The following is a 26,632-nucleotide window of genomic DNA, read 5'->3' on the forward strand; positions in this document are numbered from 1 at the left end:
CTTATTCCAGCACCTTGCGGATCACGCGGGCGATGATCCATCCAAGCAACGCGCCTGCGCCCACTGCCCAAACCGGGTTTATGAAGTCCATGTACTTGGTATTGACGTAAGCAACCCCCAACAGGCCGCCGAGCACCGGCAACGCATAGCCAAGCACGGTCAGGACATCGTCCTTTCGGATTCGCTGTTGGGGTTTTGGTGTCATCAGCCGACTGATCCCTCAAGGCTGATTGCCACAAGCTGTTGCGCTTCCATCGCAAATTCCATCGGCAGCGCCTGCAGAACGTCCTTGCAGAACCCGTTGACGACCAAGGCCACGGCTTCTTCCTCGTCCATGCCACGCTGACGGCAATAGAACAGCTGATCGTCATCCACTTTTGATGTCGTCGCCTCGTGCTCGACCCGAGATGAGTTGTTCTTCACCTCGATATACGGAACCGTATGCGCCCCGCATTTGTCGCCAATCAGCAAGCTGTCGCACTGCGTATAGTTGCGGCTGTCCTTGGCCTTTGGATGCATCGACACCAGACCACGATAGGTATTCTGCGCCTTACCGGCGCTGATCCCTTTCGATACGATCCGCGACTTGGTGTTCTTGCCCAGATGCACCATCTTGGTGCCGGTGTCGGCTTGCTGCATGTTGTTCGTGATTGCGATCGAGTAGAACTCACCCTGGCTATCGTCGCCACGCAGGATGCAGGACGGGTATTTCCAGGTTACGGCTGAGCCGGTTTCGACCTGCGTCCACATCACCTTGGAGCGATCACCCCGACAATCGGCGCGCTTGGTCACGAAGTTGTAGATCCCGCCCTTGCCATTCTCATCTCCGGGGAACCAGTTCTGAACGGTCGAGTATTTCACCTCGGCATCTTCTTCGACGATGATCTCGACAACCGCCGCGTGCAACTGAGCGGTGTCGCGCTGGGGCGCGGTGCAGCCTTCCAGATACGAGACGTAAGAGCCCTTGTCGGCGATGATCAGCGTGCGCTCAAACTGGCCGGTATTTTCTGCATTGATGCGGAAATATGTGCTCAGTTCCATCGGGCAGCGCACGCCGGGCGGGACGTAGACGAATGAACCATCCGAGAATACAGCCGAGTTGAGCGTGGCATAGAAATTGTCCGAGACCGGTACGACCGTCCCCAGGTATTTCTTGACCAGTTCCGGATGCTCTTTGATCGCCTCGGAAATCGAGCAGAAGATAACACCGGCTTTCTTCAACTCTTCCTGAAAAGTCGTCCCGACCGAAACCGAGTCAAATACTGCATCAACCGCAACCTTACGGCCTTCTGCCGGTGCATTCTCAGCGCCCTCGACACCTGCCAGGATCATCTGTTCTTTCAAAGGGATACCCAGCTTTTCGTAAGTCGCCAGAAGTTTGGGATCGACCTCATCAAGAGATTTGGGTTTATCTTCCATCGATTTCGGACGGGCATAATAATACTGGTCCTGAAAGTCGATCGGCGGGTAGTGCACCATCGCCCATTTAGGCTCTTCCATCTGGGTCCAGCGCTCGAACGCGGCCAGACGCCATTCGGTCATCCACTCAGGTTCATCATTTTTGTCCGAGATCAGACGAACGATATCGGGATTCACGCCTTTTGGCGCATACTCCATCTCGATATCAGTTTCCCAGCCGTATTTATAAGTGCTGACCTCGCGAACCGCGTCTACGGTTTCCTGATCGACACCCTCTTTCACCTGGGTCTGGTCCAAAGCGGCCATAATTCACCCTCCGTCAGATCACGCGGCCCGCGCGCGATGCTTTTTCTCTTTTTCAAGCCACGTTTCCGCGAAACGCAGCACATCTTCTTCTGCCGTCTCTGGCCCCAGCGATACGCGGATTGCGCTGGATGCCGTCATCTCATCAAATCCCATGGCCGTCAGTACGGCGCTTGCACGAACCTTGCCACTGGAACAGGCCGAGCCCGCACTGATCGCGAAGCCTGACAAATCCATCTGCATGACCTGTGTCTCGCCCTTCCATCCCGGTGTGGCGAAGCACAGAGTGTTGGGGAGTCGCCTTTGGTCTTTCCCGACAAAAATAGTAGCTTTCGTACCAGCCTCAAGAGCGTTTTCTAGAATATTTCTAAGTTCTGCAACGTTTTCCCAAACGCCATTTGCTAAATCACGGGACGCGGCTTCAGCTGCTGCTCCGAACCCCGCGATTCCAGTGACATTTTCTGTGCCCGAGCGACGCCCCATCTCCTGCCCGCCGCCCTTGATTTGCGCAGCAAGATCGGTGCCGCGTTTCATCACCAACGCCCCGATCCCTTTTGGCCCGCCAAGTTTGTGGGCTGAAATCAGCGCCATCTCAGCCCCCAGCCAGTTGAAGGCTATCGGCAACTTACCAAAAGCCTGAGTCGCGTCAGTGACCGCAAGACCGGCAGGCAAAGACTGAACAATCCCGGTTTCCGAATTGGCCAGTTGCAGCGTGGATCGAGACGCCTCCAGAACGTCAACGTGCCCACTCTGGGCCACAGGCAAAACCTCATCAATCCAGGCCCTTACCGCGTCATGTTCAATCGTTGCGCCTTGAAGATCGCGCCCCGCCATGGCCAAAGCCGCTGCCTCAGTCGCGCCGGATGTAAACACGATGTCGGCACCATCGGCCCCAAACGCTGTTGCGATTTGAGCGCGCGCTTTCTCGACCACCGCTTTTGCGGCGCGCCCTTCGGCATGGACCGAGGACGGATTGCCCAGCAAATCCATCGCCGCGATCATTGCATCGCGGGCCTCGGGCCTCAGAGCGGCGGTTGCGTTATGGTCGAGATAAACCCGTTTCATAGATGTATCTTTTCCAAGATGGGTTTTGACGGAACACAGAAAAACGTCATCAGATCAATCGTCCACGACTGCGAACAAGCTGGGAACAGCGGGACACGGTGCAAGATCATTCCGAATTACATCCGACAGCCGCGTTTGATGCAGGAATACGTAAACATTCGCGCTCAGGCTTTCCCACAACCGATTGGTCAGTGACTGCGCCCGGCTGCCCGAAGACGCGCCCGAGGCACCTGCCCCCTTGTGCATCGCATCCACCGTCTCATCAACCGCGGCCAGTATCTCGACCACACGGATTTCCGAGGCAGGTCGCGCCAGGCGATAGCCCCCACCCGGTCCGCGTACTGAACTGACCAGATCAGCTCGGCGCAGTTTCACGAAAAGCTGCTCCAAATACGGCAGTGAAATATCCTGACGTTCGGAAATCTCGCCCAACGTGACAAGTTTGTCCGAGGACTGAAGGGCGATATCCGCCAGCGCAACCATCGCATAGCGGCCTTTGGTCGACAGCTTCATTTTGTTTCCTTCAGGCAAGAACTGCGCGAAAACATTGACGTCGCCCGAGCCAGTGCGTATCTCCCACTGACAGCGTTTTCACGCGACACAATGTAATTAGAACCGTTCTAAGGTACCTGAGGATTACCGTCAAGATAATCTCGGGGCCGACGCGTCAAAAAACAGGACCAAAGCACACATGCCCGAGGTGATTTTTCCCGGACCCGAAGGCCGCCTGGAAGGCCGCTACCACCCGCAAAAGGAAAAAGACGCACCGATCGCTATCGTGCTTCACCCGCATCCACAATTTGGCGGGACCATGAACAACAAGGTGGTCTATAACCTGCATTATGCCTTTTACAACATGGGCTTCACGGTTCTGCGTTTTAACTTTCGCGGCGTTGGTCGCAGCCAGGGCGAGTATGACCAGGGTGTAGGTGAGCTGAGCGATGCAGCATCAGCGCTGGATTACCTTCAGTCGATGAACAACAACTCCAAGCATTGCTGGGTCGCTGGGTTCTCGTTCGGTGCATGGATCGGAATGCAGCTTCTGATGCGCCGCCCCGAGATCACTGGCTTCATCAGTGTATCGCCGCCCGCAAACATGTACGACTTTTCGTTCCTGGCACCCTGCCCGTCTTCTGGCTTGATCATCAACGGATTGGCGGACCGTGTGGCACCACCTGCAGACACTGCGTCTCTGGTCGGAAAGCTGCATGAACAAAAGGGTATCACCATCACCCATAATGAGGTGGAAGGTGCCGATCACTTCTTCCAAGACCGCCACATGGACACGCTGATGACAGATGTGACGGATTACGTGAAACGCCGCCTGACAGAGAATACGCGCTGATGTCCGACACCATCACTACCCTCGCCGCCAGATTGGCCGAGGACACGATGAAGGTTATGGACGAGACGGGCGAGGATCGATTCTTTGTGGAGGTTGGAGACGTTCTCGGTGCAGCCTCGCAATCTCTGGAAGAAGCGTTCTTGACCGAAATCCGGGTTAGGCTGGCGGAACGCAAGGCGCGGCAATTCGTGGTGAAAAGACTGTCTGAACATCGATCCAAGCTGAAAGCGATCGAAAAGCAGTAAAGATTTCTTAGCGTCTGAAGAAAAGAAAAGGAGCCCGAAAGCTCCTTTTCGAGGATATCGCTCGGTGGGCGCCTAAACCGGAAAACCTGTGAACCGCTCAACACTCTGGGCTGCATCAATGTCGACGGACCCCCCGTCTGCAAGCCACCCCAACGCCACAATCAAAACCGAAACGATAATGACCGATTTTGCAAAAGTCGTCATCTTATCAAACTCATTAAAAACACACTAAAAACAATCGAGTGTTTAGCACGAATGCAAAAGCCCGAATAGTCGGGTTTACCTGACCTTTGGTAAAGTTAGGGTTTTGATCATCTGCATGTGAATCCCCTTGCCCAAATGATCGCAAATATGCTCAACCTTTCGCGATAATTCAGAGAGGCATCGCTCGTGCCAAAGACCTACCTAATCCTAATGTTGGCTGTTATCGCGGAAACCATCGGCACGACTGCGTTGCAGGCTAGCCATCAGTTTACGCGATTTTGGCCGTCGGCTCTTGTCGTGGTTGGCTATGGGTCGGCCTTTTATCTTATGGCCCTCACGTTAAAGGTCATGCCTGTGGGCATTGTCTATGCAATCTGGTCGGGCCTTGGTATTGCCCTGATCGCACTGATTGGATTTCTGGTTTTTGGCCAAAAACTCGATTGGCCCGCAGTCTTGGGTTTGGGCATGATTTTGAGCGGCATTCTGATCATCCACCTGTTTTCAGCTACAGCGGGCCACTGACCGCCGGTTAGGGCTGGTATATTTTGTCGCGCCGCGTTATGCGCGCGGCAACTTCCCGTTCAAAGGCTGACCTCTCATGGACCTGCGCAACATCGCAATCATCGCTCACGTGGACCACGGCAAGACGACCCTGGTGGATGAGCTGCTTAAACAATCCGGCGCGTTCCGGGAAAACCAGGCCGTGGCAGAACGCGCCATGGACAGCAACGACCTGGAACGCGAACGCGGCATTACCATCCTGGCCAAAGCCACCAGCGTTGAGTGGAAGGATACCCGCATCAACATCGTCGACACCCCCGGCCACGCTGATTTCGGTGGGGAAGTCGAACGTATTCTCAGCATGGTCGACGGCGTTGTACTGCTGGTCGACGCCGCCGAAGGCCCGATGCCGCAAACCAAATTCGTGACCTCAAAGGCGCTGGCTTTGGGCCTGCGCCCGATTGTCGTGCTGAACAAGGTCGACAAACCCGATGCCGAGCCTGATCGCGCTCTGGACGAATGTTTCGACCTTTTCGCCAACTTGGGCGCCGATGACGATCAGTTGGACTTCCCGGCCATGTATGCTTCGGGCCGGTCCGGCTGGGCCGATATGGAGCTTGACGGTCCGCGCAAGGACTTGACCGCCCTGTTCGATCTGATCGTTGATCACGTCCCCGCCCCCAAGCAGATCGAGAAAAAGGACGAACCGTTCAGGATGCTCGCCACCACTTTGGGCAGCGATCCATTCATCGGTCGCATTCTGACCGGTCGCGTGGAAAGTGGAACTCTGAAAGCAGGTGACAGCCTCAAGGCACTCAGCCGAGACGGCACCCAGATTGAAAGCTTCCGCGCGTCGAAAATCCTGGCATTCCGTGGATTAGCTCAACAACCCATCGACGTCGCTGAAGCAGGCGACATTGTCACGATTGCGGGTATGAGCAAAGCCACCGTGGCAGACTCCCTTGTAGCCCCGCAAGTCGAAGAGGCCCTGCCTGCCCAGCCTATCGATCCGCCAACCATCACAGTGACCTTCGGCATAAACGATTCCCCGCTGGCCGGTCGTGACGGCAAAAAGGTTCAGTCTCGGGTCATTCGTGATCGCCTGATGAAAGAAGCCGAATCGAACGTAGCCATCCGCATCAGCGACACGCCCGGCGGCGAAGCCTTCGAGGTTGCTGGTCGCGGCGAATTGCAGATGGGTGTTCTGATCGAAAACATGCGCCGTGAAGGGTTCGAGCTCAGCATCTCGCGCCCACAGGTTTTGTTCCGCGAGGAGGGCGGCCAGCGCCTTGAACCTATCGAAGAAGTCACGATCGATGTGGATGATGAATATTCTGGCGCGGTGATCGAGAAAATCACGGGTGCGCGCAAAGGTGAACTGGCTGAAATGCGCCCTGCAGGGGCAGGCAAAACCCGGATCATCGCCCACGTGCCGTCTCGTGGCCTGATCGGCTATCACGGAGAGTTCCTGACCGATACGCGCGGAACTGGTGTCTTGAACCGTGTCTTCCACGGCTGGGCGGCCCATAAAGGACAGATCCCCGGCCGACGCGCAGGTGTTCTGATCTCGATGGAAAACGGCCAGGCGGTTGCCTATGCGCTTTGGAATTTGGAAGAGCGTGGCCGCATGTTCGTTGGCCCGCAAACTGATGTCTATCAGGGCATGGTGATCGGAGAGCATTCGCGAGACAACGATCTGGAAGTGAATCCGCTGAAAGGGAAGAAGCTGACAAACGTGCGTGCCAGCGGCTCGGACGACGCAGTAAGGCTGACCCCTCATATTCAGTTCTCGCTTGAAGAGGCAATCGCTTATATCGACGACGATGAACTGGTCGAGGTTACGCCCAATGCGATCCGGCTTCGCAAACGTTATCTGGATCCGCATGAGCGTAAACGGATGTCAAAATCAGCCTGATCATTGCTGTGAACTTGTTCACGTTTTGGAAACATTGCCACATTCGTGACATTTTTGCGTCAGGCTAGAAACAACACAGAAAAAGAAGACCTGGTGCAACAGCAGGTCTTCTTTTTGTTTCTTATGGGTTAATCTTCATTTGAGTGAGCCAACTCACTGTGATCAGACAAATAGCTTGTTTGATAATAGGCGGCAGAAAGTGGGCATTGTCTCAAGAGTGATACGCCGCTCGAGTCTACGGCAGTTTAGTTAATGAGCGTTTGAGCAGTGTCCTATGCGCATTGAATCCAAACTGCTATTAATTGCTTTGCCTTAGCAATCATACACTTCATCTTCGTGAATTCGCTTAGGCAACTGATAAATGCGCCGTGAGAACGACAAAAATCTGTATCGTCGAACACTATTTGTACGTGCGAAATGATTACTGCGGGCATACTCCGTTGCATCCAGAGACGCGCAGATATTAAGTTGACTTTGGAGCGTACCATTCTTGATTGTCCTCAATTTGTGGCAGTCTTGACTGACTTGCCAACTTTGAGCACCGGCTTTGCCAACCTAAGATCAGACGATGGTCCATGGGATGAATCAGAGCGGGAATGTTCATGTTCCGGCCCGAGCCGTATTCCTTCTCCAGACAACGACCCTGGTTCCTTGACGCCGGAAAGCGAGGACAACGGAAAAAACAAAGATCCTGATGACAATCAAACCAAAGACAATAATTTACACAACTTAAAGCTGAAGGAGAAAAGGTCTAAAGACAAAAGGTAGAAAAAAATTCGAATACCAGGGTAAACACTAGTATTTTGTTAACTATTACAAAGATACGGGCGCTGCTAATAGCAGGCGCCCGTATCTTTGTTTCACGATTTTCTAGCTCTTACCGAAAACCCCGACCCAATTTCGTGGCTGCTTTGGGTCTTGCATCCTCAAGAACAGATAGCGCGTCGCTTTCCAAGGCTTGATCTGATTGGTCAAATTATCCAGGACCAGATCGCCGCCGCTCGACCGATAAACCAAAACAGCATGAGAGTTTCTGCGCGTATCCAACACTGTCGCGAGCAGTAGTTTACGAGGGTCGAAACCAGCCTGGATCAAATCTCTTTTCTTTAGAAGCGCAAAATCTTCGCAGTCACCACCGCGCGACGTTGGAAGCGCCCAAAGTTCACTGGTTTTGTATTGCGACTGATCCGTGACCTCTCGCGTGGATCGATTAACGCGGCGGTTGATCTCTTTGACAAGCTTCAATTCTTGGCTGGTAGATAAGGAACCGATACCTTTTTGCGCACATGCCCAGGAATACTTACCGCAAAGCTGACGCGCACCGGAGGGTGGTGGCGAGGCAGCGATACTCGGGATAAACGCGGCATCTTTCGCCGATGCTTCAGTCCCAAACAACAGCGAACCGTTAATCAGGATAGCCAAACCAAACAGCCCGCCAAGCTTGGCAGCGCTCTTTAAGTGGGCATCTATGGTCGTACCAAAGAATTTCATGCTGTCCCTCGAGTCCTATTAATCCCTGCAAACTGCGTGGATCAGAACCCATCTGTATACCGGACCATATCCGCAAACCGTGGTTGTCACGCAATCAAATCCGAGATTGAGCGGAAAAAACGGCGGAAATTCGTCACATTTCGTGACCATTTCCGCGCAAGAAAGTGGCGCGAAGTGCCACAATCGGACAGAGAAATATGTTCAAAATCAACAGGAAGTACGCACAACCCATTGTAATAATGTGTATAAATTCAGAGCGATCGTGAAGAGCCGCCCACGCTAAAATGCATGGCAGGACGCACGGCTCGGGGCCGGGCAGAATTTGCAAATTTCATGCGAAGGTAGATTTAGCCTGATTCTCAGTCGGTAATTTCAACGACCACCAGCTCTCGCTCGCTGGCGCCACGGGCATGATCCAATGCCTGCTGATATGCAGGAGAATTGTAGCACTCTACCGCAGCCTCTACGGTTGGGAAGCGGGCGACCACATTGCGTGGTCGCTCTTTGCCCTCTAACTGCACGTAACGTGCCGCGCGGGCGATGAATTCACCCCCATGCGCCGCAATTGCCGGCCCTGCAAGCTCGGCGTATTTTCCATAAGCATCGGCGTCTGTCACAGTGACGTGTGCGATCCAAAGTGCTGGCATCTTATCCTCCCAAAACCTGTTCAGCGGCCTTGATTGCAGCCTCTGCATTCGAGGCATCCTTGCCCCCCTGTGCCATGTCAGGCCGTCCGCCACCGCCTTTGCCGCCCAGTTCAGCGACCGCCGCCCGGACCAGATCCACCGCAGATACCGTGTCTGTCAGGTCCGAAGTGACACCCGCTGCGACAGCCGCTTTGCCGCCGGTATCAGCAATCAATAATACTGCGCCCGTACCCAGACGGCTTTTGTGCTCATCAATCAACGCAGGCAGATCCTTTCCGGAAACACCCGAGAGCGACTGCGCAAAGAACGCCACACCGTTTACATCGCGCGCTTCAGCGCCACTGCCCTGCCCCGCGCCTCCGGCCATGGCCAGATCACGGCGCAACTGCGCAACTTCGTTCTGCAGCGATTTACGCTCGTCCAGCAGAGTCTTAACACGCGCAACAACGTCATCCGGCTGGGCTTTCAACTCAAGCGCAATTGCTGAAAGGCGATGATCCTGTTTCGACAGATACTTAAACGCGTCATCACCGGTCAAAGCCTCGATCCGCCGCACGCCTGCGCTGCTGGCACTGTCGCCCAGCACGACGAAGGTTCCGATATCACCGGTCTGGCGCACATGGGTGCCGCCACACAGTTCAATCGACCATGTCTCACCATCCTGGCCTTTGCCGGTGGGTGCTTTGCCCATCGAAACCACGCGCACCTCATCCCCGTATTTCTCACCGAACAGAGCTTGAGCACCCAGTTCACGGGCGTTATCAGGTGTCATAATCCTGGTTTCCACGGTTGAGTTTTGGCGGATGAATGCGTTCACCTCTCGCTCAACTTTCTGCACTTCTTCCAGTGTCAGAGCCTTGGAATGGCTGAAATCGAACCGCAAACGATCTGATGCGTTGAGCGACCCGCGCTGCGCTACGTGGTCACCCAATGTCTCACGCAGGGCTTCATGCAGAAGGTGCGTCGCGGAGTGGTTGGCACGAATGGCCGTGCGGCGCGCGTGATCGACTTCCAGCTCAACTGCGTCACCTTTTGAGATCGCCCCATGATCAATCGTGACCTTGTGAGCATAGACTTTGCCATCAGCAAACTTTCTGGTGTCTTCAACACGGGCGATATCGTCGCGCTCATCCAGCCTGCGAATTTCACCGGTGTCGCCGACCTGGCCGCCGGCCTCGCCATAGAACGGTGTCTGGTTGACTACGACCCAGCCGGTACCACCCTTCTCGATCTTGTCGACCAATGCACCATCGACCACCAACGCAGCGACCTGCCCCTCGGCCTTTTCAGTATCGTAGCCAAGGAAATCGGTCGCACCGGCCGCATCCAGCACATCGAACCAAACCACCTGATCGGCAGATTCGCCAGATCCGGCCCACGCCGCGCGTGCCTTGGCTTTTTGTTCGGCCATCGCCACGTCAAATCCATCGGTGTCGACGGTTCGACCTTTCTCGCGCAGCGCATCCTGCGTCAGATCGAGCGGGAAACCATAGGTATCATACAGTTTGAACGCCGAGTCTCCGGGTAGTGGATCGCCTTCAGGTAAGCCCGAGACTTCCTCATCCAACAGCTTCAGACCGCGATCCAAAGTTTGCTTGAACCGAGTTTCCTCAAGCAGCAGTGTCTCTTCGATCAGTGGCTGCGCCTGACCAAGCTCTGAATATTGCGCACCCATCAATTGCACCAGCGTGGGTACCAGGCGATGCATCACCGGATCTTTGGCCCCCAACAGATGCGCATGGCGCATCGCGCGGCGCATGATACGGCGCAGAACATACCCTCGCCCATCATTTGACGGCATCACACCATCCGCGATCAGGAACGAAGTTGAACGCAAGTGGTCCGCAATCACGCGATGATGCACGTTTTGATCCCCATAAGGATCAACACCGGTCGCATCCGCGGAGGCTTCGATCAGCGTTTTGAACAGATCGGTGTCATAATTGTCGTGGCTGCCTTGCAGCAACGCACCAATGCGTTCCAATCCCATGCCGGTATCGATCGACTGCATATCGAGTTCGACCATCGAGCCGTCTTCGAACTGCTCATTCTGCATAAAAACGATGTTCCAGATTTCGATGAACCTATCGCCATCTTCCTCAGCCGAACCCGGAGGCCCACCCCAGATATGATCACCATGGTCATAGAAAATTTCGGTGCACGGGCCGCAGGGGCCGGTAGGGCCCATTTGCCAGAAATTGTCATTAGTAGCGATGCGGATGATCCGGTCTTCAGGGACACCAACCTTTTTCCAGATTTCAAATGCCTCATCATCGGTGTGATAGACAGTGGCCAACAGACGATTCTTATCGATACCAAATTCTTTGGTGATCAGTTCCCAAGCGAACGGTATCGCCTCATGCTTAAAGTAATCCCCGAATGAGAAATTCCCCAGCATTTCAAAGAACGTATGGTGGCGAGCGGTATAGCCCACATTGTCCAGATCGTTGTGTTTGCCGCCTGCACGCACGCATTTCTGTGCAGTGGTAGCACGGCTGTAGTCGCGGGTTTCGACGCCAGTAAACAGATTCTTGAACTGAACCATACCCGAGTTGACGAACATCAGTGTCGGATCATTGCGCGGAACCAGCGGGCTAGACGCAACCACTTCGTGCCCCTGCTTGGCAAAGTAGTTCAGGAAGGTAGATCGAATGTCGTTCAGCGTTGGCATAAGGCTCTCTCGGCGCGCAGTCGTTATGGTCAGCAAAGGTTTAGCCCCACCCCCGAGAGTGTCCACAGCATTGGCCCATCCGAAACGAAACAAGGCGGCCCCTAGGGGCCACCCTGTTCCAGATAGATTCAGCACTACCGGGGTGCCGGGGGATTTCTTTGGTTCCCCCTCAGGCACGCTTTAAGCTTCGAGGATGTCATCCTCTTCCGCTTCGGGTGGCATTTCAAAGTCTAACCCATGCGCGGCACGTATTTTGTCTTCGATCTCGAGCGCCGCACGGGAATTGTCACGCAGATATTGCTTGGCATTCTCACGCCCCTGCCCGATCCGCTCATCACCGTAGCTAAACCACGAACCCGACTTTTCGACCACACCGGCCTTGACGCCCAGATCCAGAAGCTCACCCATTTTGCTGATGCCTTCGCCATACATGATGTCGAATTCCACCTGCTTGAACGGCGGTGCCACCTTGTTCTTGACGACCTTGACGCGGGTCTGGTTGCCCACAACTTCGTCCCGATCCTTGATCGCACCGATACGGCGAATATCCAGACGGACCGAGCTGTAGAATTTCAACGCATTACCACCGGTAGTGGTTTCCGGGCTGCCAAACATCACACCGATCTTCATCCTGATCTGGTTGATGAAGATCACCATGCAGTTCGAGCGATTGATCGAGCCGGTCAGCTTGCGCATCGCCTGGCTCATCAGCCGGGCCTGAACACCCACGCTGCTGTCACCCATGTCGCCTTCCAACTCGGATTTCGGCGTCAGCGCCGCAACCGAGTCGACCACAACCATGTTCACGGCCCCCGACCGCACCAAGGTGTCGGTGATCTCAAGGGCCTGCTCGCCGGTGTCGGGCTGAGAGATCAGCAATTCATCCAGATCCACACCCAGCTTGCGCGCATATTGAGGGTCCAGCGCATGTTCTGCGTCGACGAACGCGCAGACTCCGCCGCGTTTTTGCTGTTCAGCGATGCAGTGCAGCGTCAGCGTGGTCTTACCCGAGCTTTCCGGGCCATAAATCTCGACGATCCGCCCCATCGGCAGGCCGCCGATCCCCAGCGCGATATCCAAGCCCAGCGACCCGGTCGAGCTCGCATCGATATCCTGCTTGGAATCTTCGCCCAACTTCATGATCGAGCCCTTGCCGAACTGCCGTTCGATCTGGGCCAATGCGCTATCGAGCGCCTTTTGCTTGTCTGCGTTTTTCTTGTCGCTCATCGTCAGAAGATCCGCCATTGTCCTGTCGCCTTCTCTTTTGTCACACCCTTGATCGGGCGGCAATCGCTGCTTTGTTCGCCTCTTGTTCCTTATGGGACCAAAAAGAGAACATTTCAACTAAAACTTATGAAAACTACTCTTCAGCAATTGTGTTAAAGAGTCGTTTACGACAATCTGAGACTTGAAAGGCATTGAAGAGAAAAGATAAATGCTTGTTTTCTATGAAAAGCGGCTTGCGCTTCTGTCTGTTCCAAAGACCGGCTCCACCGCGTATCAATCAGCTTTACGCGATAGGGCCGATATCGTTGTGTCCGGACCAACAGACCTGAAACATGCGAACATGCGTCGCTATGATCGCTTCTTCCAGACCATGTTTCGCAAGATGTTTGATGCAGAAATGGACGTCATGGCCATTGTGCGCGAACCTGTCGATTGGTTGGGAAGTTGGTATCGATATCGAACGCGCGCCGAATTGGCAGGTCATCCGCATTCCACAAAAGGTTTAAGCTTCGAGGCATTCCTTGACGCCTATATGCAAAACCCCCGCCCGGCCTACGCAGATGTGGGATGCCAAACCGATTTTTTGCGACCCCGCAGTAACGGTAAAGGTGTTGCGCATATCTTCAAATATGACAGCCAGCAAAAGATACTGGATTTCCTTCAGAATCGGCTGGAATGTAAAATCGATCTACCGCGAGAGAACGTCTCGCCCGCTTGCCCGATGGACTTCTCAAAACAAACTGAACTCCGGTTCCAATCATTGAACGCCGCAGAATACGCATTGTATCGTGCTGCCGAATAGCGTTTTCAATTCATTTGCTGAAACACCGCTTCGGTCAGCTGGGTCAACGAAAACGGCTTGGGCAGGAAGGTGGAATTTTCGATCTGAGGACCAGATTCGCCGAACGCCCCTTCAGTATAGCCTGACATGAAGACCACCCGCACGTCAGGCCGTGTTTTCATGGCCTCGCGCACCCAGGTCGGGCCGTCCATTCCGGGCATGACGACATCGGTAACAAAAACATCCACCAGCAAATTGGGGTCGTCCAACAATTGCAGCGCATCTTCGGCTGATTCAGCTTCAAGCACAGTGTAGCCTTTCAAGCGAAGCGCCCGCGTCGCGAAGGCGCGCACCGGGGCTTCGTCTTCGACCAACAAAACCATGCCTTCACCCAATCGGGAACTTTGCACCTCTGACGTATCGGGGGCCTCAGGCTCCGATTCTTGGACCCGGGAACTCACAGGCAAGAGCACGGTGAATTCCGTTCCCCGGTCCTGCACACTGTCGACAAATATGAAACCACCAGTCTGTTTTACGATCCCGTAAACAGTCGATAGCCCCAGCCCCGTCCCCTCGCCTGTGCGTTTGGTCGTATAAAATGGCTCAAACACTTTTTGCAGTTTGTCTGCAGGAATCCCGATGCCGCTATCGATGACTTTGACCGTAACATATTCTCCCGGCTGTACCGTAGCCCGATCGCGCGTGATCGATTGATCCAATGTCACTACTTCGGTCTCGATCCGAATCTCCCCACCCTCAGGCATCGCATCACGCGCATTGACGACCAGGTTCATCAAGACCTGCTCTAACTGGCGCTTGTCCGCGCAAACGGATTTGAGCACCGGATCATGACTGAGCGTCAGGCGGACCTTCTCGCCCACAAGACGGTTTAGCAAATGGATAAGGTCTGAAATTGTATCTCGCAGATCCAGCACCTCGGGCCGGAGCGTTTGTTTGCGCGAAAAGGCCAGAAGCTGGCTGACCAACGCTGCAGCACGGTTGGCGTTCTGATTGATCTGTACAAGATCGCCGTAATTCGGGTCATCTTGGTCATGGCGCAACAGCAACAGATCACAATGCCCCGAAATCGCCGTCAGCAAGTTATTGAAATCATGTGCGACCCCGCCAGCCAATTGCCCAACGGCTTGCATCTTCTGGCCTTGGACAAACTGCGCCTCCATCGTTTTCAGTTCGGTGGCATCGTTCAGAACCGCAATAAGACAAACCTGACCATCCCTGAGAATCCGTGACAGCGTAACTTGCACAAACACCTCTTTGTCCTTGCGCACCAAACGCAGGAATTCAGACCGCGGTGCTGCGCCTTGTTCGGCAGCACTCGCCAGCCAGTCCCTGATCGGATAGCCGAGCCCCTGCATCATGCTTTCGATATTCGTCCGCCCCGGTTGGATCTCACCGACCAATTCAACCGCGAGGTGGTTTGCTTCGCTAACATCTCCATCGGGAGACATGCACATGATCGCAACTGGCAAATCTGCAAATGATGTCGTGTGCTGCGGTCCTTCGGCGTGCTGCAGCGGCGTTAAAAGCAACTCACGCACAATACCGCTGTGCCTGAGCGTTGTGACAGTGAATGATGCTTCGGTTTCCCCGGTTTTAATCTGTATGATGCAACCATCAACTGCACCGCCAGCCTGAACCATCGGCTTGAGGCAGGTGGGAATCTGACCAAAAAGTTCGATTGCCGCATCATTGGCATCCAGCACCACGTCATTTCGTCCGACCGTCAGAACCGGCCGCTGCACGCTGCGCCAGATCTGGGGTGCATCTATTCTAAAACGCCAGCAAAACCGATTTTCACCCAGCTTTGAAACAGACACGGGTATTGTTTGTCCGCGCGTGACAACATCTTCTTCCCAAAAGCCCCGTTTCAGGGCATGAGACTGCAAACGCAACAGCACCGCCGACGGGTTTGCAAATACGGTACGCAGAGACTCATCTAGTCGCGTACCCGCGTTCCGAATAAGACGCGCATTGGCCTGAGCGTTTGCAACTAGCACCTCGCCCGTCGCATCCGAAATGACACAGGCATCGGTTTCTTGCTCTAGAAAACCCGTCATCGCAGCGTATGTTTGCGCTTCGATCTGATTCAATATCCAAGCACGCGCCAAGGCAAAGACCACTACTACCAGGAAGGACAAGCCAACGGCTGCGACCCCGGCACTTAACCGTGGCGGCAAGACGTCAAAGAAGGAAAGTACGCTCAATAAAATGGCGATCAATGCCAGTGAGGCATAGCGCCCACGATCAATGCCCCATCCACTTGATCGAGAGGGGGTAAATTCAGATTGAATAGACATAAACAGCCCGGATTATTAAAATTTCTGATCAATATCTGCCTGCAATGGTTAATTGCTGCTTAATGGTCAGTAACATAAACTTCTTAAGGTTGTGTTTTAAAGCTTATATTCGCGTCAAGTGTGCTGTAAAAAATCCATCGGTCCCGTGTGAAACCAGCCACGTTTTGCGGTATCCGCTCTGCCATTCGGGATTGCTGGCCAAGAATCCATCAATAATGTCGTCGTTTTCAATCGCCAGCATCGAGCAGGTCGCATAGGCAAGCACGCCTTTGGGCGCAACGAGAGGTGAAACATCTCGTAGAATGGTGGCCTGAATCTGCGCTAGTTCCTCCAAACGCTCGGGCGTTAGTGCCCATTTCCCTGCCGGCGCGCGACGCCACGATCCGCTGCCGGAACATGGCACATCTGTCAAAACCACATCGAACGGGGCCTGACCGGTGATTTGGCCTGTGGTCAGGATCGTAACATCCGCGCCCGCCCTTGCCGCGCGCGCTGGCAAGTCGCGCATACGGTTGGGATTGGCATCATGGGCAAAGACCTGAACACCCATATACGTAGCCGCTAAAGCAAGGGACTTGCCTCCGCCACCCGCACAATAGTCAAGGACACGCATGCCTGGCTGCAAATCAAGCGCGGCAACTACCGCTTGGCTCGCGGCATCCTGCAACTCAACCAGCCCATCTGTATACGGACCGCTCTGAGATATCTTGCGTGCGCCCTCGGTAACTTCCAATGCAGTATCGCAGGCCGGATGTGGATGCGCCGTGATCTCCTCGGCAGCCAGTCGTTGAATGGCTGTAGGCAGGTCAGTTTTCAGCAGGTTGACCCTCAGATGAATCGGAGCGCGCGATTGTAGCGCGGCTGCGGCAAGTTCAGCTTCGTCCTTCAACGCGGCCTGAAATTGAGGCCACAACCATTCGGGGATATCCAGACGTTCTGCGTCGCTCTGAAATGACCTGGGTTGGTCAGCTTCGGTTACCTCTGCAGGTGCATACCGCGCACCCGAAAATAATGACGTTAGGTCTGAGTCCAAGGATCGGGCGGCACCGATCATCAGGCCGCGCCCCGTCTCGGACCCACCGAGCGCCGAGAAGGATCGTTTGCACCGCAATGCATCAAACACATGATCCCGGATCGCAGCGCGATCCTTAGATCCCGCGAACCGACTGCGTCGAGCCCAGCCGGTCAACGCCTTCTCGACCGGTGCACCGGCAAGAATGTCATCGAGGATCTCGATCGAGGCCTGAACCCGAGCAGCAGGTGTCATCGCGATTTCCGTTCGTCTACACGATCAATTTCGAAAGCCCCCTGAAGGGTCTCACAAACTTACATCACGCGATAATTGGGGCTTTCCCGTGTGATCTGAACGTCATGCACATGGCTTTCCTTCAAACCTGCGCCAGTGATTTTGACAAAGTTGCAGTTCTGGCGCATCTCATCGACGGTGGCACAACCGGTATAGCCCATCGCCGCGCGCAAACCTCCAACCAGTTGGTGCACAACAGCGCTTGCGGACCCTTTGTACGGCACCTGACCTTCGATCCCTTCGGGCACCAGCTTGTCATTCGCGGCGTCCTTCTGGAAATAGCGATCCGCCGAGCCGCGCGCCATCGCACCCAGACTTCCCATGCCGCGATACGATTTGAACGAGCGGCCTTGATAGAGGATCACCTCGCCCGGGCTTTCATCCGTGCCCGCAATCATCGAACCGACCATGGCGCAGGATGCCCCTGCCGCAATCGCCTTGGCGAAATCGCCCGAGAATTTGATGCCACCATCAGCAATGACCGGAACTTCCCCCGCCGCAGCTGCACAATCCATGATGGCCGTCAACTGAGGGACGCCAACGCCCGCGACCATCCGTGTGGTACAGATCGAGCCGGGCCCGATGCCCACTTTGATCGCGTCTGCACCTGCATCGATCAGCGCTTTGGTGGCCTCGGCAGTGGCGACGTTACCGGCGATGATCTGAACCTCGTTCGACAGCGTCTTGGCACGTTTCACCGCGTCCAGAACCCCTTGCGAATGACCATGTGCGGTATCCACAACAATGATATCGACCCCGGAATCGACCAACTGCTCTGACCGCTCGAACCCAGCGTCTCCGACCGAGGTTGCAGCAGCCACACGCAGACGGCCCAACCGGTCCTTGCAGGCTGTAGGGTTCAGCACGGCCTGCTCGGTATCTTTCAGCGTCAGTAAGCCTGTCAGCTTGCCCTCGCCATCGACGACCAGCAATTTTTCGATCCGACGCGCACGCATGAGGCTTTTGGCCTCTTCCAGATCGGCGGGCTCTTGCAGCATCGCCAGATTATCAGAGGTCATCATCGCTTTGATCGGCGTGTCATCCGAGGTCGCAAAGCGCATATCTCGGTTGGTGACAATGCCGACGACACGACCGCTTTCTTCAACGACCGGGAAGCCGGTGAAGTTGTAGCGCTCTACCAAAGCCTGAGCATCTGCCAATGTTTGATCCGCGCGCAGCGTGACCGGGTTATAGACGATACCGGATTCGAACCGCTTTACCCGCCGAATTTCACGAGCCTGTTCCTCGACCGAGAGGTTTTTGTGCACCACGCCGATGCCTCCAGCCTGCGCCATGGCGATAGCCATACGCGCCTCGGTCACCGTGTCCATCGCCGAGCTTAGCAGCGGGATGTTCATCGTAATCTCACGCGTCACGCGCGTGGTGGTATCAGCGGTTGCCGGCAGCACAGAAGATGCGCCCGGAACCAGAAGAACGTCGTCGAAGGTGAGTGCCTCACGAATCTGCATTTGATAACCCCATGCAAAAGCCCGTTTGACGGTGACCCTATTGCATGGATTTCACCAGAGGGAAAGCCCCGAACCCAAGTTGTTTTCCCCTGCGGGCTTCTGCCACGCCCGAAAACGACGCAAGCAATGCAAAACGTGCCGCTGAATGCCCTTTCCCTTTGCGTTCAAACCCATATGTTCGCCGGCATACGCGCGAATACAAAGGCAGGCCATTCATGACCACCGATCCTCTTGTCGTTTTTACCCCGTCCGGCAAACGCGGACACTTTCCCGTTGGCACGCCAATCCTGACGGCAGCGCGCCAGTTGGGTGTCGATCTTGATTCAGTCTGCGGTGGACGCGGTATTTGTTCGAAATGTCAGATCACCCCCAGCTATGGCGAGTTTCCCAAGCATGGCGTGACCGTCTCGGAGGACGCGCTGAGCGAATGGAACGCGGTTGAACAGCGTTATGACGACAAGCGAGGCTTGAAACCCGGGCGCCGTTTGGGCTGTCAGGCCTCGGTTCAGGGTGACGTGGTGATCGACGTGCCTCCTGAAAGCCAGGTTCACCGTCAGGTGGTCCGCAAGGCCGCCGCCGCCCGCGCCATCACCATGGACCCTGCAACACGCCTGTATTTCGTGGTGGTGGAACAACCCGACATGCACTCGCCCACAGGCGATCTGGAACGGTTAGAACGCGCCTTGCGCGAACAATGGAAGATCGATGCGATTACCGCCGATCTGTCGCTGATGTCCAAGCTGCAGCCAGTGCTGCGCAAAGGGAAATGGGAGGTCACGGTCGCCGTCCACAAAGGCCACAAGGACAACGTAGCCCGTATCGTCGAAATTTGGCCCGGCCTGCACGAACATGGGCTTTACGGTCTGGCTATCGACCTCGGCTCGACCACCATCGCTGCGCACCTGACCGATCTGGAAACAGGTGAAGTCAAGGCTTCTTCCGGCCTGATGAACCCGCAAATTCGTTTCGGCGAAGACCTGATGAGCCGCGTGTCTTACGCCATGATGAATCCCGGTGGCGACAAGGAAATGACCCGGGCCGTGCGCGAAGCGATCAACGATCTGACCACTTCAATCGCTGATGAGGCCGGGATCGATGCCGCTTTGATCGTCGAAGCGGTGTTCGTCTGCAATCCGGTCATGCACCATCTTTTGCTGGGTCTGGACCCAGTCGAACTGGGTCAGGCGCCATTTGCGCTCGCGACGTCTGAAAGCATGTCCCTGCCTGCGCATGAGATGGACCTGACCACGATGAATCTGCGCGCGCAGGTCTACATCCTGCCGTGTATTGCGGGCCATGTGGGTGCGGACTGCGCTGCCGTTGCCCTATCCGAGGAACCCGGCAAGTCCGACGATCTGGTACTGATCGTGGATGTGGGTACCAATGCGGAAATCTTGCTGGGCAACACCCACCGCGTTCTGGCCTGTTCGTCACCCACCGGCCCCGCATTTGAGGGTGCCCAGATCAGCTCGGGCCAGAGAGCCGCGCCCGGTGCGATTGAACGAGATCGAAATCGATCCTGTCACCAAAGAACCGCGTTTCCGCGTGATCGGGTCCGAGAAATGGTCGAATGACGAAGGCTTTGATCAGGACATTGCCACCACGGGCATCACCGGTATCTGCGGCTCAGGCATTATCGAGGCCGTGGCCGAGATGCGCATTGCAGGTCTTCTGGACGAAAGCGGGCTGATCGGCTCGGCCGCGCAGACTGGCACACCGCGTTGCGTTCCCGAAGGCCGCACCAACTCCTATCTGATCCACGATGCCAGCACCGAGGGCGGTCCGCGTATCACGGTAACTCAGGGTGATATCCGTGCCATCCAGTTGGCTAAATCCGCGCTCTACGCCGGAGCGCGTCTCCTAATGGATGAGATGGAGGTTGACCGTGTGGATCGCGTGGTACTTGCCGGTGCCTTCGGCGCGCATATTTCGACCAAACACGCGATGGTGCTGGGTATGATCCCTGATGCACCGCTGGAGAAGGTCTCCAGCGCGGGTAATGCCGCTGGAACCGGTGCCCGGATCGCGCTGTGTAACATCGGATCGCGGGCCGAGATCGAACGCGTGGTGCGCGAGATCACCAAGGTCGAAACGGCAATCGAACCCAAGTTTCAAGACCATTTCGTCGCCGCCAATGCGATCCCGCACAAAACCGATCCGTTCCCTGAATTGGCGCAGGTCGTCACCCTGCCCGCTCCGTCCTTCAATACCGGCGGCGGGGATGAGGAAAAATCTGGCCGTCGACGCCGCCGGAGGTCATAGTCGCCCCATCCACAGGAGGCGAACATGACATCAGTGAACGAGGAACAGGCGGAATTCTGGGGAAACTCGGAACAAGGCACCAAATGGCTGACCTATGAGGATCAGCTTGACCACGCCTTCGCGCCCGTTCTTGATCTCGTTCTGGACCGGGCCGCCCTGTCGGCGGGTATGCAAGTGCTGGATATCGGATGCGGCACAGGCGTCAGTGCAATCGCAGCGGCGCGCGCGGTTGGGGCCGAAGGACACGTATTGGCGGCCGATATATCGCAGCCGTTTCTGGACCGCGCAGCCAAACGTGCTGAAAGCAACGGGATACAGACTATCACTTTTCAGCACGCGGATGCGCAAACCTACGCGTTTGAACCCGGACAAATGGATGCCGCAATCTCCCGGTTTGGTGTCATGTTCTTTAGCGACTCGATCGCAGCATTCCGAAACATCGCCTCGGCACTGAAACCCGGTGGGCAAATGACGTTCGCTTCCTGGGGGCCATTGGACGTCAACCCGTGGTTCAAGATACCCCATGTCGCCGCCGTTCGGCGAATGGGTCAACCGCCCCGCGTAGACCGCTATGCGCCCGGGCCGCTGGCGTTCCACGACATCGACCATGTCAAAGGTCTGATGACCCAAGCGGGGTTGTCTGAAATAACCGGCGACGCGATCACAGTGAACCTGACGGGTTTTGGCGGCGTTGAAGGCACGGCGAGGCTGGTGACACGTGTTGGTCCTGCGGGCCGTGTTGTTGCTCATTTCGAAGGGAGTGAGGCTGATACTGACGCTATTCAAGAAGCGGTCGCAAAAGAGTTCCGACAGTATAAGTCTGGTTCGGAGATCCTCATCCCGGCGATGATCAACCTCTATCAGGCCCGACGCGCAGAATGATTGGAGCGGGTAGCGGGAATCGAACCCGCGCGTTCAGCTTGGGAAGCTGACAGGCTACCATTACATCATACCCGCCGCTGGGCATTGATTAGCACTGCTCTTTACTGGGGTTCAAGGGTCAACAAACGCTGACGGATCAAAAAGGCCGGATCAAAAAATCCGGCCCAATCCATTGTTTTATTTACCTTAAGCGCGGCGACGACGACCACCGCCACGACGTCCGCGTGCACCCTCGCCTTCGGCTCCGGCCTCGGCGGGTGGTTTGTTGAACCTGATCCACTCACCGCCATGTGCGTCGTTGTTGGTCAGCAGGTTGGCGGCGCGGATGGCCTCCATCTCTTTGCCCGCACGCGGAAGGGTCGAACCCAGACCGAACATCTGTACAAAGGTTTCGTCGTCCATATCCTCGGGCAGAATGATACCGGCGGCAGCAACGGCCTCTTTCTTTTCGGCAATCTTCTTCTGCGTCACCGGCAGAGCCACCGGGTTCATGATCGCCGAAGTCATTCCAGCACCCATTGCCATCGGCAGGAAGGCGTTGTTGATACCGTGACGGTTCGGCAGGCCGAACGAGATGTTGGACGCACCGCATGTGGTGTTCACGCCCAGCTCTTCCCGCAGACGACGGACCAGAGCAAACACCTGCTGGCCAGCAGTTGCCATCGCACCAATCGGCATGACCAGTGGATCGACCACGATGTCATGAGCCGGGATGCCGTGATCGGCTGCACGCTCAACGATGGTTTTGGCGACGGCAAAACGCACATCAGGGTCTTCTGAGATTCCGGTGTCATCGTTCGAGATCGCCACAACGGGTACGTTGTATTTCTTGACCAGTGGCAGAACCAGTTCCAGACGCTCTTCTTCACCGGTGACCGAGTTCAACAGCGGACGACCTTCCGCCGCCTCAAGACCGGCTTCCAAAGCGCCCGGAACCGAGGAATCGATGCAAAGCGGTACATCAACAAGCCCCTGCACCAGCTCGACGATCTTGGTCATCAGCGGCGGCTCGGTCTCGTTCGGGTTGGGGTTCGAGTTGTAGACGACACCTGCGTTGATATCCAGGACGGTCGCGCCTGCAGCGACCTGCGCCAGAGCATCCTTTTCGACTGTCGAGAAATCGCCTGCTTCCAATTCGGCAGCCAGTTTCTTACGGCCCGTTGGGTTGATCCGCTCACCGATAACGCAGAACGGTTCGTCAAAGCCCAGAACGGCAGTTTTTGTTTTTGATTCTACGACTGTACGGGTCATGTCCGTTCCTTAGGAGTTAACCGGCTTTGCCGAAGCGCCGCCGTTGTTGATCGCCCAGTTGGCGTTGGTCTTGATCCCGCCCAGCGGGAAGAAGTGTACCTTGGTGATATTGAAATCCGGGTTGGCTGCCTTGTGATTGGCCAGTTCGGTGACCACATCGGTTGGCTCGTAAGGCAACAGCAGCTTGGACACGTCCATGGCGCGCTTCTGCAGGACTTTCAGCGATGGACCAACGCCGCAGGCGATAGCGAATTTGATCAACGTCTGCAGCTTCGCCGGGCCCGCGATACCGATATGGATCGGCAGATCAATACCCGCTTCTTTCAGACCGTTCGCCCAAGCGATGATCGGCTTGGCGTCGAACGCAAACTGAGTGGCCAGCGCCATTTCGGCGTCGGTGGTTTCCGAAAACTTCTGCTTCCAGCGCAGCGCGTCATCGACATTCTTGGTCGAGCCGTCGGGATCGATATCCTTGTTGCCTTCGGGGTGACCGGCTACGTGCAGTCGCTTGAACCCCGCCTTGTCGAACAGTCCGGTTTCCAGCAGCTGCATCGAGCTGTCGAAATCACCATGCGGTTTGGCGACCCCACCGGCCAGCAGAAGCGCCTGCTCGACACCCGCTTCACCCTGATACATGGAAATCCAGTTTTCCAGCGTTGCGGCATCCTTGATGATCCGTGCCGGGAAATGCGGCATGACAGGGTAACCTTCGGCCGCGATGCGCTTGGCAGTTTTGACCATGTCTTCGATTGGCGTGCCCTCGATATGGGCGATGTAGACACGGGTGCCTTCTGGCAGCAGCGCGCGGAAATCTTCGACCTTTTCCGCAGTGCGCGGCATCACCTCGATCGAGTAGCCCTGCAAAAAGGCTTCGACGGTCGGGTTCACAGGGCCGTTTTCGACCGCATCACGTTTCTTGAAGTTCAGCAAAGCCATAGCGGCCTCCCATAAAGATCTGGGGCTCATGCCCAACCGTCATTGGCGATCAGGGTCTTGATACGGTCCTGATCGTACTCTGTTTCCAAACGCGCGGCCTCGGCTTCGGCAATTTCGGACGGGTCGCCCTCAACTGCGAAAGGCTCGGCTTTGCGCCACTCGGCCAGATAGGCATCACTATCTTTGGCGTTCACCTTCATTGCGGCCCGGTCGATGGCTTGTTCAAACCGCTCTTCCAACTGCCGCTTAGCGCCACGACGGCCCTTGCCGACGATGACTTGGGCGGGAATATCGCGCCAATATACGATGGTGACGTCAGGCATTACCGTGATTCCTCCTAACCAGATGGACCGGTTCTAAACTTCAATGTGGGTCCAAGTCGGTCGATTTTCGACATACGGCGTATTTGCAGCGACCTTTTTGCCCACGGCTGCATACCGCAGCTTTTAATGCCTTGGTGGCCAAAACCGAACATCAAAATCCTAATGACTTTAATGAGCGTCTTGCGTGATCCAATTGCGCGACCTATGGTCGGGGTAACTCGAAAATCGGAGGGCGTTTAAGATGGCGCCCAAGCGTCCCAGAGGTGCGGGCGCGTTCCCGAAAGCGGTCGAAAGCCCCGCGCCGGCAAGACCCGATCCAGATGCGTTATATGCGGCACTGGATTTGGGGACAAATAGCTGCCGCATGTTGATCGCCCAGCCCAAGGGCAGTGGATTTCATGTGGTGGACAGCTTCTCCAAATCGGTGCAGTTGGGTGCCGGTCTGGAACGCACCGGGCGATTGTCGCGGGCGTCCATGGCACGTACCGTACAGGCGCTGCGGATTTGTCAGCAAAAACTCAAGCGTAACAAGGTCAAGCGCATGCGCTTGATCGCAACCGAGGCTTGCCGTCGCGCCAAGAATTCACGCGATTTCATCCGGCAAGTTAAACGCGAAACCGGCCTGACGCTCGACATCATCCAGCCCGAGGAAGAAGCACGTCTGGCTGTGATTTCCTGTGCACCGCTGGTGTCGACCAAGACCGAGCAATTGTTGGTCGTCGATATCGGCGGCGGCTCAACCGAATTGGTCTGGATCGACATCTCCTCTGTTCCTCGTCGGGATCGGCCTGCCGCGATTATGAGATTGCATAACGGGTTCCACACACCTGAAAGCCCTTTCCCTGCGGCCAAAGTGGTTGATTGGATCAGCGTCCCGCTGGGCGTGGCAACATTGCGTGATCAGTTCAACGACGTCGAAGACGATGCCGCGCGTTTTGCGCTAATGAGCTGGTTTTTCGAAGAAAATCTGGCCGATTTCGCACCTTACAAGGATGAACAGGCCCGCGAAGGGTTTCAGATTGTGGGCACCAGCGGAACGGTGACCACTGTCGCCGCCTCACACCTTGGCCTCAAGCGCTATGACCGGACGAAGGTGGACGGATTGCGGATGACCAGCGATCAGATTGACAAGGTGATACGAGGCTATCTAGAACTCGGCCCTCGTGGGCGCCGCCGTGATCCCCGGATCGGAGAAGATCGGCAGGCCCTGATCATGTCCGGCTCTGCCATCTTGCAGGCGCTGTTGCGCTGCTGGCCCACCGATCGCCTTTCTGTGGCGGACCGTGGGCTGCGCGAGGGTTTGCTTTATGCGCAAATGAGTGCGGACGGTGTATTGGAAGACGGACCGTTCTGATGGCGAAGACACCAACTGGCAAAAGCAACTCGGGTCGCGGGCAACGCGACCTGAAGGTGAAGGTCAAGACAGCGCGCGGGCGCAAGCTCAGCTCGACCCGCTGGCTGGAACGGCAGTTGAACGACCCCTATGTCAAACGCGCGCAGGTCGAAGGCTATCGCGGACGCGCGGCATTCAAGATACTTGAGTTGGACGACAAGTTCCGGTTTCTCGTACCCGGCGCGCGCGTGGTCGATCTGGGTTGTGCGCCCGGTGGCTGGCTGCAAGTCGCCGTGAAACGCGTCAATGCACTCGGCGAGAAAAGCGGCAAGCGCGTCGGCACCGTTCTGGGGGTTGACCTTCAAGAGGTTGAGCCCGTCGCCGGTGCCACCGCGCATGTCCTTGATTTCATGGAAGATGACGCCGATCAGAAGGTCAAGGACTGGCTGGGTGGCAAAGCGGACGTGGTCATGTCTGATATGGCGGCTGCGTCTTCGGGCCACAAACAGACTGACCACCTGCGGATCATGGCCCTGTGCGAAACGGCGGCTTATTTCGCGTTCGACGTGCTGGAAGAGGGCGGCACCTTCGTTGCCAAGGTGCTTGCTGGCGGGGCTGAGGGGGACCTTCAGAAACTGCTCAAGCAGAAATTCAACAAGGTTGCCAATGTGAAGCCTCCGGCCTCACGTTCTGATAGTTCCGAGAAGTTTGTTGTCGCCACCGGCTTCCGGGGTTAAG

Annotated in this window: 22 protein-coding genes, 1 tRNA gene and 1 pseudogene; 9 read left to right on the forward strand and 15 right to left on the reverse strand. The window is 56.0% G+C overall.

Translation table 11 applies throughout. The features are described 5' to 3' along the window. Position 1 precedes the first annotated feature (1 nt). Genes AC1DFB_RS06740 through iscR form a run of 4 tightly spaced genes read right to left on the reverse strand, consistent with a single transcriptional unit; the run spans position 2 to position 3,300 of the window. The gene (locus tag AC1DFB_RS06740) at positions 2-205 is read right to left on the reverse strand and encodes a hypothetical protein (RefSeq protein ID WP_480922374.1); all 204 of its coding nucleotides are present in this window, start codon (positions 203-205) and stop codon (positions 2-4) included. Continuing rightward, positions 205-1,725 carry a Fe-S cluster assembly protein SufB gene (sufB, locus tag AC1DFB_RS06745; RefSeq protein WP_170393033.1) on the reverse strand — a complete coding sequence of 507 codons (1,521 nt, stop codon included), beginning with the start codon at positions 1,723-1,725 and terminating at the stop codon, positions 205-207. Before sufB ends, AC1DFB_RS06740 begins: the two co-directional genes overlap by 1 nt. An 18-nt stretch (positions 1,726-1,743) precedes the next feature. Next, positions 1,744-2,787 (reverse strand): cysteine desulfurase family protein, encoded by a 1,044-nt coding sequence (locus AC1DFB_RS06750; RefSeq protein ID WP_480922375.1) that lies wholly within the window; start codon positions 2,785-2,787, stop codon positions 1,744-1,746. Positions 2,788-2,841: 54 nt separating this feature from the next. Then, a complete protein-coding gene (iscR, locus tag AC1DFB_RS06755; protein ID WP_170393031.1) occupies positions 2,842-3,300 on the reverse strand; it encodes a Fe-S cluster assembly transcriptional regulator IscR in 459 nt (152 codons plus the stop codon). A 178-nt stretch (positions 3,301-3,478) separates the two neighbouring features. Here iscR and AC1DFB_RS06760 point away from each other — a divergent pair, with 178 nt between their 5' ends. The 4 genes from AC1DFB_RS06760 (at position 3,479) to typA (ending at position 6,997) form a co-directional block, all read left to right on the forward strand. Further along, positions 3,479-4,132, forward strand: a complete 654-nt coding sequence (locus AC1DFB_RS06760) for an alpha/beta hydrolase (RefSeq protein ID WP_008758207.1) — start codon at positions 3,479-3,481, stop codon at positions 4,130-4,132. Continuing rightward, complete coding sequence (locus AC1DFB_RS06765; protein ID WP_170393030.1) at positions 4,132-4,377, forward strand: hypothetical protein; 246 nt, start codon at positions 4,132-4,134, stop codon at positions 4,375-4,377. Before AC1DFB_RS06760 ends, AC1DFB_RS06765 begins: the two co-directional genes overlap by 1 nt. A 390-nt stretch (positions 4,378-4,767) precedes the next feature. Next, positions 4,768-5,103 (forward strand): DMT family transporter, encoded by a 336-nt coding sequence (locus AC1DFB_RS06770; RefSeq protein ID WP_480453698.1) that lies wholly within the window; start codon positions 4,768-4,770, stop codon positions 5,101-5,103. Between the two features lie 76 nt (positions 5,104-5,179). Further along, on the forward strand, positions 5,180-6,997 hold the full coding sequence (gene typA, locus AC1DFB_RS06775) for a translational GTPase TypA (protein ID WP_170405848.1): 1,818 nt from the start codon (positions 5,180-5,182) through the stop codon (positions 6,995-6,997). An 870-nt stretch (positions 6,998-7,867) separates the two neighbouring features. Here typA and AC1DFB_RS06780 read toward each other — a convergent pair. From AC1DFB_RS06780 to recA, 4 genes are all read right to left on the reverse strand, one after another. Further along, complete coding sequence (locus tag AC1DFB_RS06780; RefSeq protein WP_170405851.1) at positions 7,868-8,488, reverse strand: transglutaminase-like cysteine peptidase; 621 nt, start codon at positions 8,486-8,488, stop codon at positions 7,868-7,870. A 359-nt stretch (positions 8,489-8,847) separates the two neighbouring features. Beyond that, positions 8,848-9,135, reverse strand: a complete 288-nt coding sequence (locus AC1DFB_RS06785; RefSeq protein ID WP_170393026.1) for a DUF1330 domain-containing protein — start codon at positions 9,133-9,135, stop codon at positions 8,848-8,850. Position 9,136: 1 nt separating this feature from the next. Continuing rightward, positions 9,137-11,806 carry an alanine--tRNA ligase gene (alaS, locus tag AC1DFB_RS06790; RefSeq protein ID WP_480922376.1) on the reverse strand — a complete coding sequence of 890 codons (2,670 nt, stop codon included), beginning with the start codon at positions 11,804-11,806 and terminating at the stop codon, positions 9,137-9,139. Positions 11,807-11,986: 180 nt separating this feature from the next. Further along, on the reverse strand, positions 11,987-13,051 hold the full coding sequence (gene recA / locus AC1DFB_RS06795; RefSeq protein WP_170393025.1) for a recombinase RecA: 1,065 nt from the start codon (positions 13,049-13,051) through the stop codon (positions 11,987-11,989). Positions 13,052-13,241: 190 nt separating this feature from the next. On the opposite strand from recA, the gene AC1DFB_RS06800 reads away from it, so the two are divergent. Next, positions 13,242-13,835, forward strand: a complete 594-nt coding sequence (locus AC1DFB_RS06800; RefSeq protein WP_480922377.1) for a gamma-glutamyl kinase — start codon at positions 13,242-13,244, stop codon at positions 13,833-13,835. Between the two features lie 5 nt (positions 13,836-13,840). On the opposite strand, the gene AC1DFB_RS06805 is transcribed toward AC1DFB_RS06800, so the two are convergent. From AC1DFB_RS06805 to guaB, 3 genes are all read right to left on the reverse strand, one after another. After that, on the reverse strand, positions 13,841-16,132 hold the full coding sequence (locus tag AC1DFB_RS06805; RefSeq protein ID WP_480922378.1) for an ATP-binding protein: 2,292 nt from the start codon (positions 16,130-16,132) through the stop codon (positions 13,841-13,843). Between the two features lie 103 nt (positions 16,133-16,235). Further along, positions 16,236-17,399 carry an RsmB/NOP family class I SAM-dependent RNA methyltransferase gene (locus AC1DFB_RS06810; RefSeq protein WP_480922379.1) on the reverse strand — a complete coding sequence of 388 codons (1,164 nt, stop codon included), beginning with the start codon at positions 17,397-17,399 and terminating at the stop codon, positions 16,236-16,238. Between the two features lie 59 nt (positions 17,400-17,458). After that, a complete protein-coding gene (guaB, locus tag AC1DFB_RS06815; RefSeq protein WP_170405866.1) occupies positions 17,459-18,907 on the reverse strand; it encodes an IMP dehydrogenase in 1,449 nt (482 codons plus the stop codon). A gap of 215 nt (positions 18,908-19,122) precedes the next feature. Here guaB and AC1DFB_RS06820 point away from each other — a divergent pair. Both AC1DFB_RS06820 and AC1DFB_RS06825 read left to right on the forward strand, forming a co-directional pair. Then, a pseudogene (locus AC1DFB_RS06820) lies at positions 19,123-21,169 on the forward strand (ASKHA domain-containing protein). Between the two features lie 24 nt (positions 21,170-21,193). Next, positions 21,194-22,051 (forward strand): methyltransferase domain-containing protein, encoded by an 858-nt coding sequence (locus tag AC1DFB_RS06825; RefSeq protein WP_170625878.1) that lies wholly within the window; start codon positions 21,194-21,196, stop codon positions 22,049-22,051. 1 nt (position 22,052) lies between these two features. On the opposite strand, the gene AC1DFB_RS06830 is transcribed toward AC1DFB_RS06825, so the two are convergent. The 4 genes from AC1DFB_RS06830 to AC1DFB_RS06845 form a co-directional block, all read right to left on the reverse strand. Beyond that, positions 22,053-22,126: transfer RNA gene (locus AC1DFB_RS06830), tRNA-Gly, on the reverse strand. Positions 22,127-22,237: 111 nt separating this feature from the next. Beyond that, positions 22,238-23,302, reverse strand: a complete 1,065-nt coding sequence (locus AC1DFB_RS06835) for a methyltetrahydrofolate cobalamin methyltransferase (protein WP_170393018.1) — start codon at positions 23,300-23,302, stop codon at positions 22,238-22,240. A gap of 9 nt (positions 23,303-23,311) precedes the next feature. Then, positions 23,312-24,238, reverse strand: a complete 927-nt coding sequence (locus AC1DFB_RS06840) for a methylenetetrahydrofolate reductase (protein ID WP_170509779.1) — start codon at positions 24,236-24,238, stop codon at positions 23,312-23,314. Positions 24,239-24,264: 26 nt separating this feature from the next. Continuing rightward, a complete protein-coding gene (locus tag AC1DFB_RS06845; protein WP_170393016.1) occupies positions 24,265-24,561 on the reverse strand; it encodes a virulence factor in 297 nt (98 codons plus the stop codon). 241 nt (positions 24,562-24,802) lie between these two features. On the opposite strand from AC1DFB_RS06845, the gene AC1DFB_RS06850 reads away from it, so the two are divergent. Both AC1DFB_RS06850 and AC1DFB_RS06855 read left to right on the forward strand, forming a co-directional pair. Further along, positions 24,803-25,915 (forward strand): Ppx/GppA phosphatase family protein, encoded by a 1,113-nt coding sequence (locus AC1DFB_RS06850; RefSeq protein WP_170393015.1) that lies wholly within the window; start codon positions 24,803-24,805, stop codon positions 25,913-25,915. Then, positions 25,915-26,631, forward strand: a complete 717-nt coding sequence (locus tag AC1DFB_RS06855; protein ID WP_170610764.1) for an RlmE family RNA methyltransferase — start codon at positions 25,915-25,917, stop codon at positions 26,629-26,631. Before AC1DFB_RS06850 ends, AC1DFB_RS06855 begins: the two co-directional genes overlap by 1 nt. Position 26,632 lies beyond the last annotated feature (1 nt).

Source organism: Ruegeria sp. S84, from assembly GCF_056583445.1.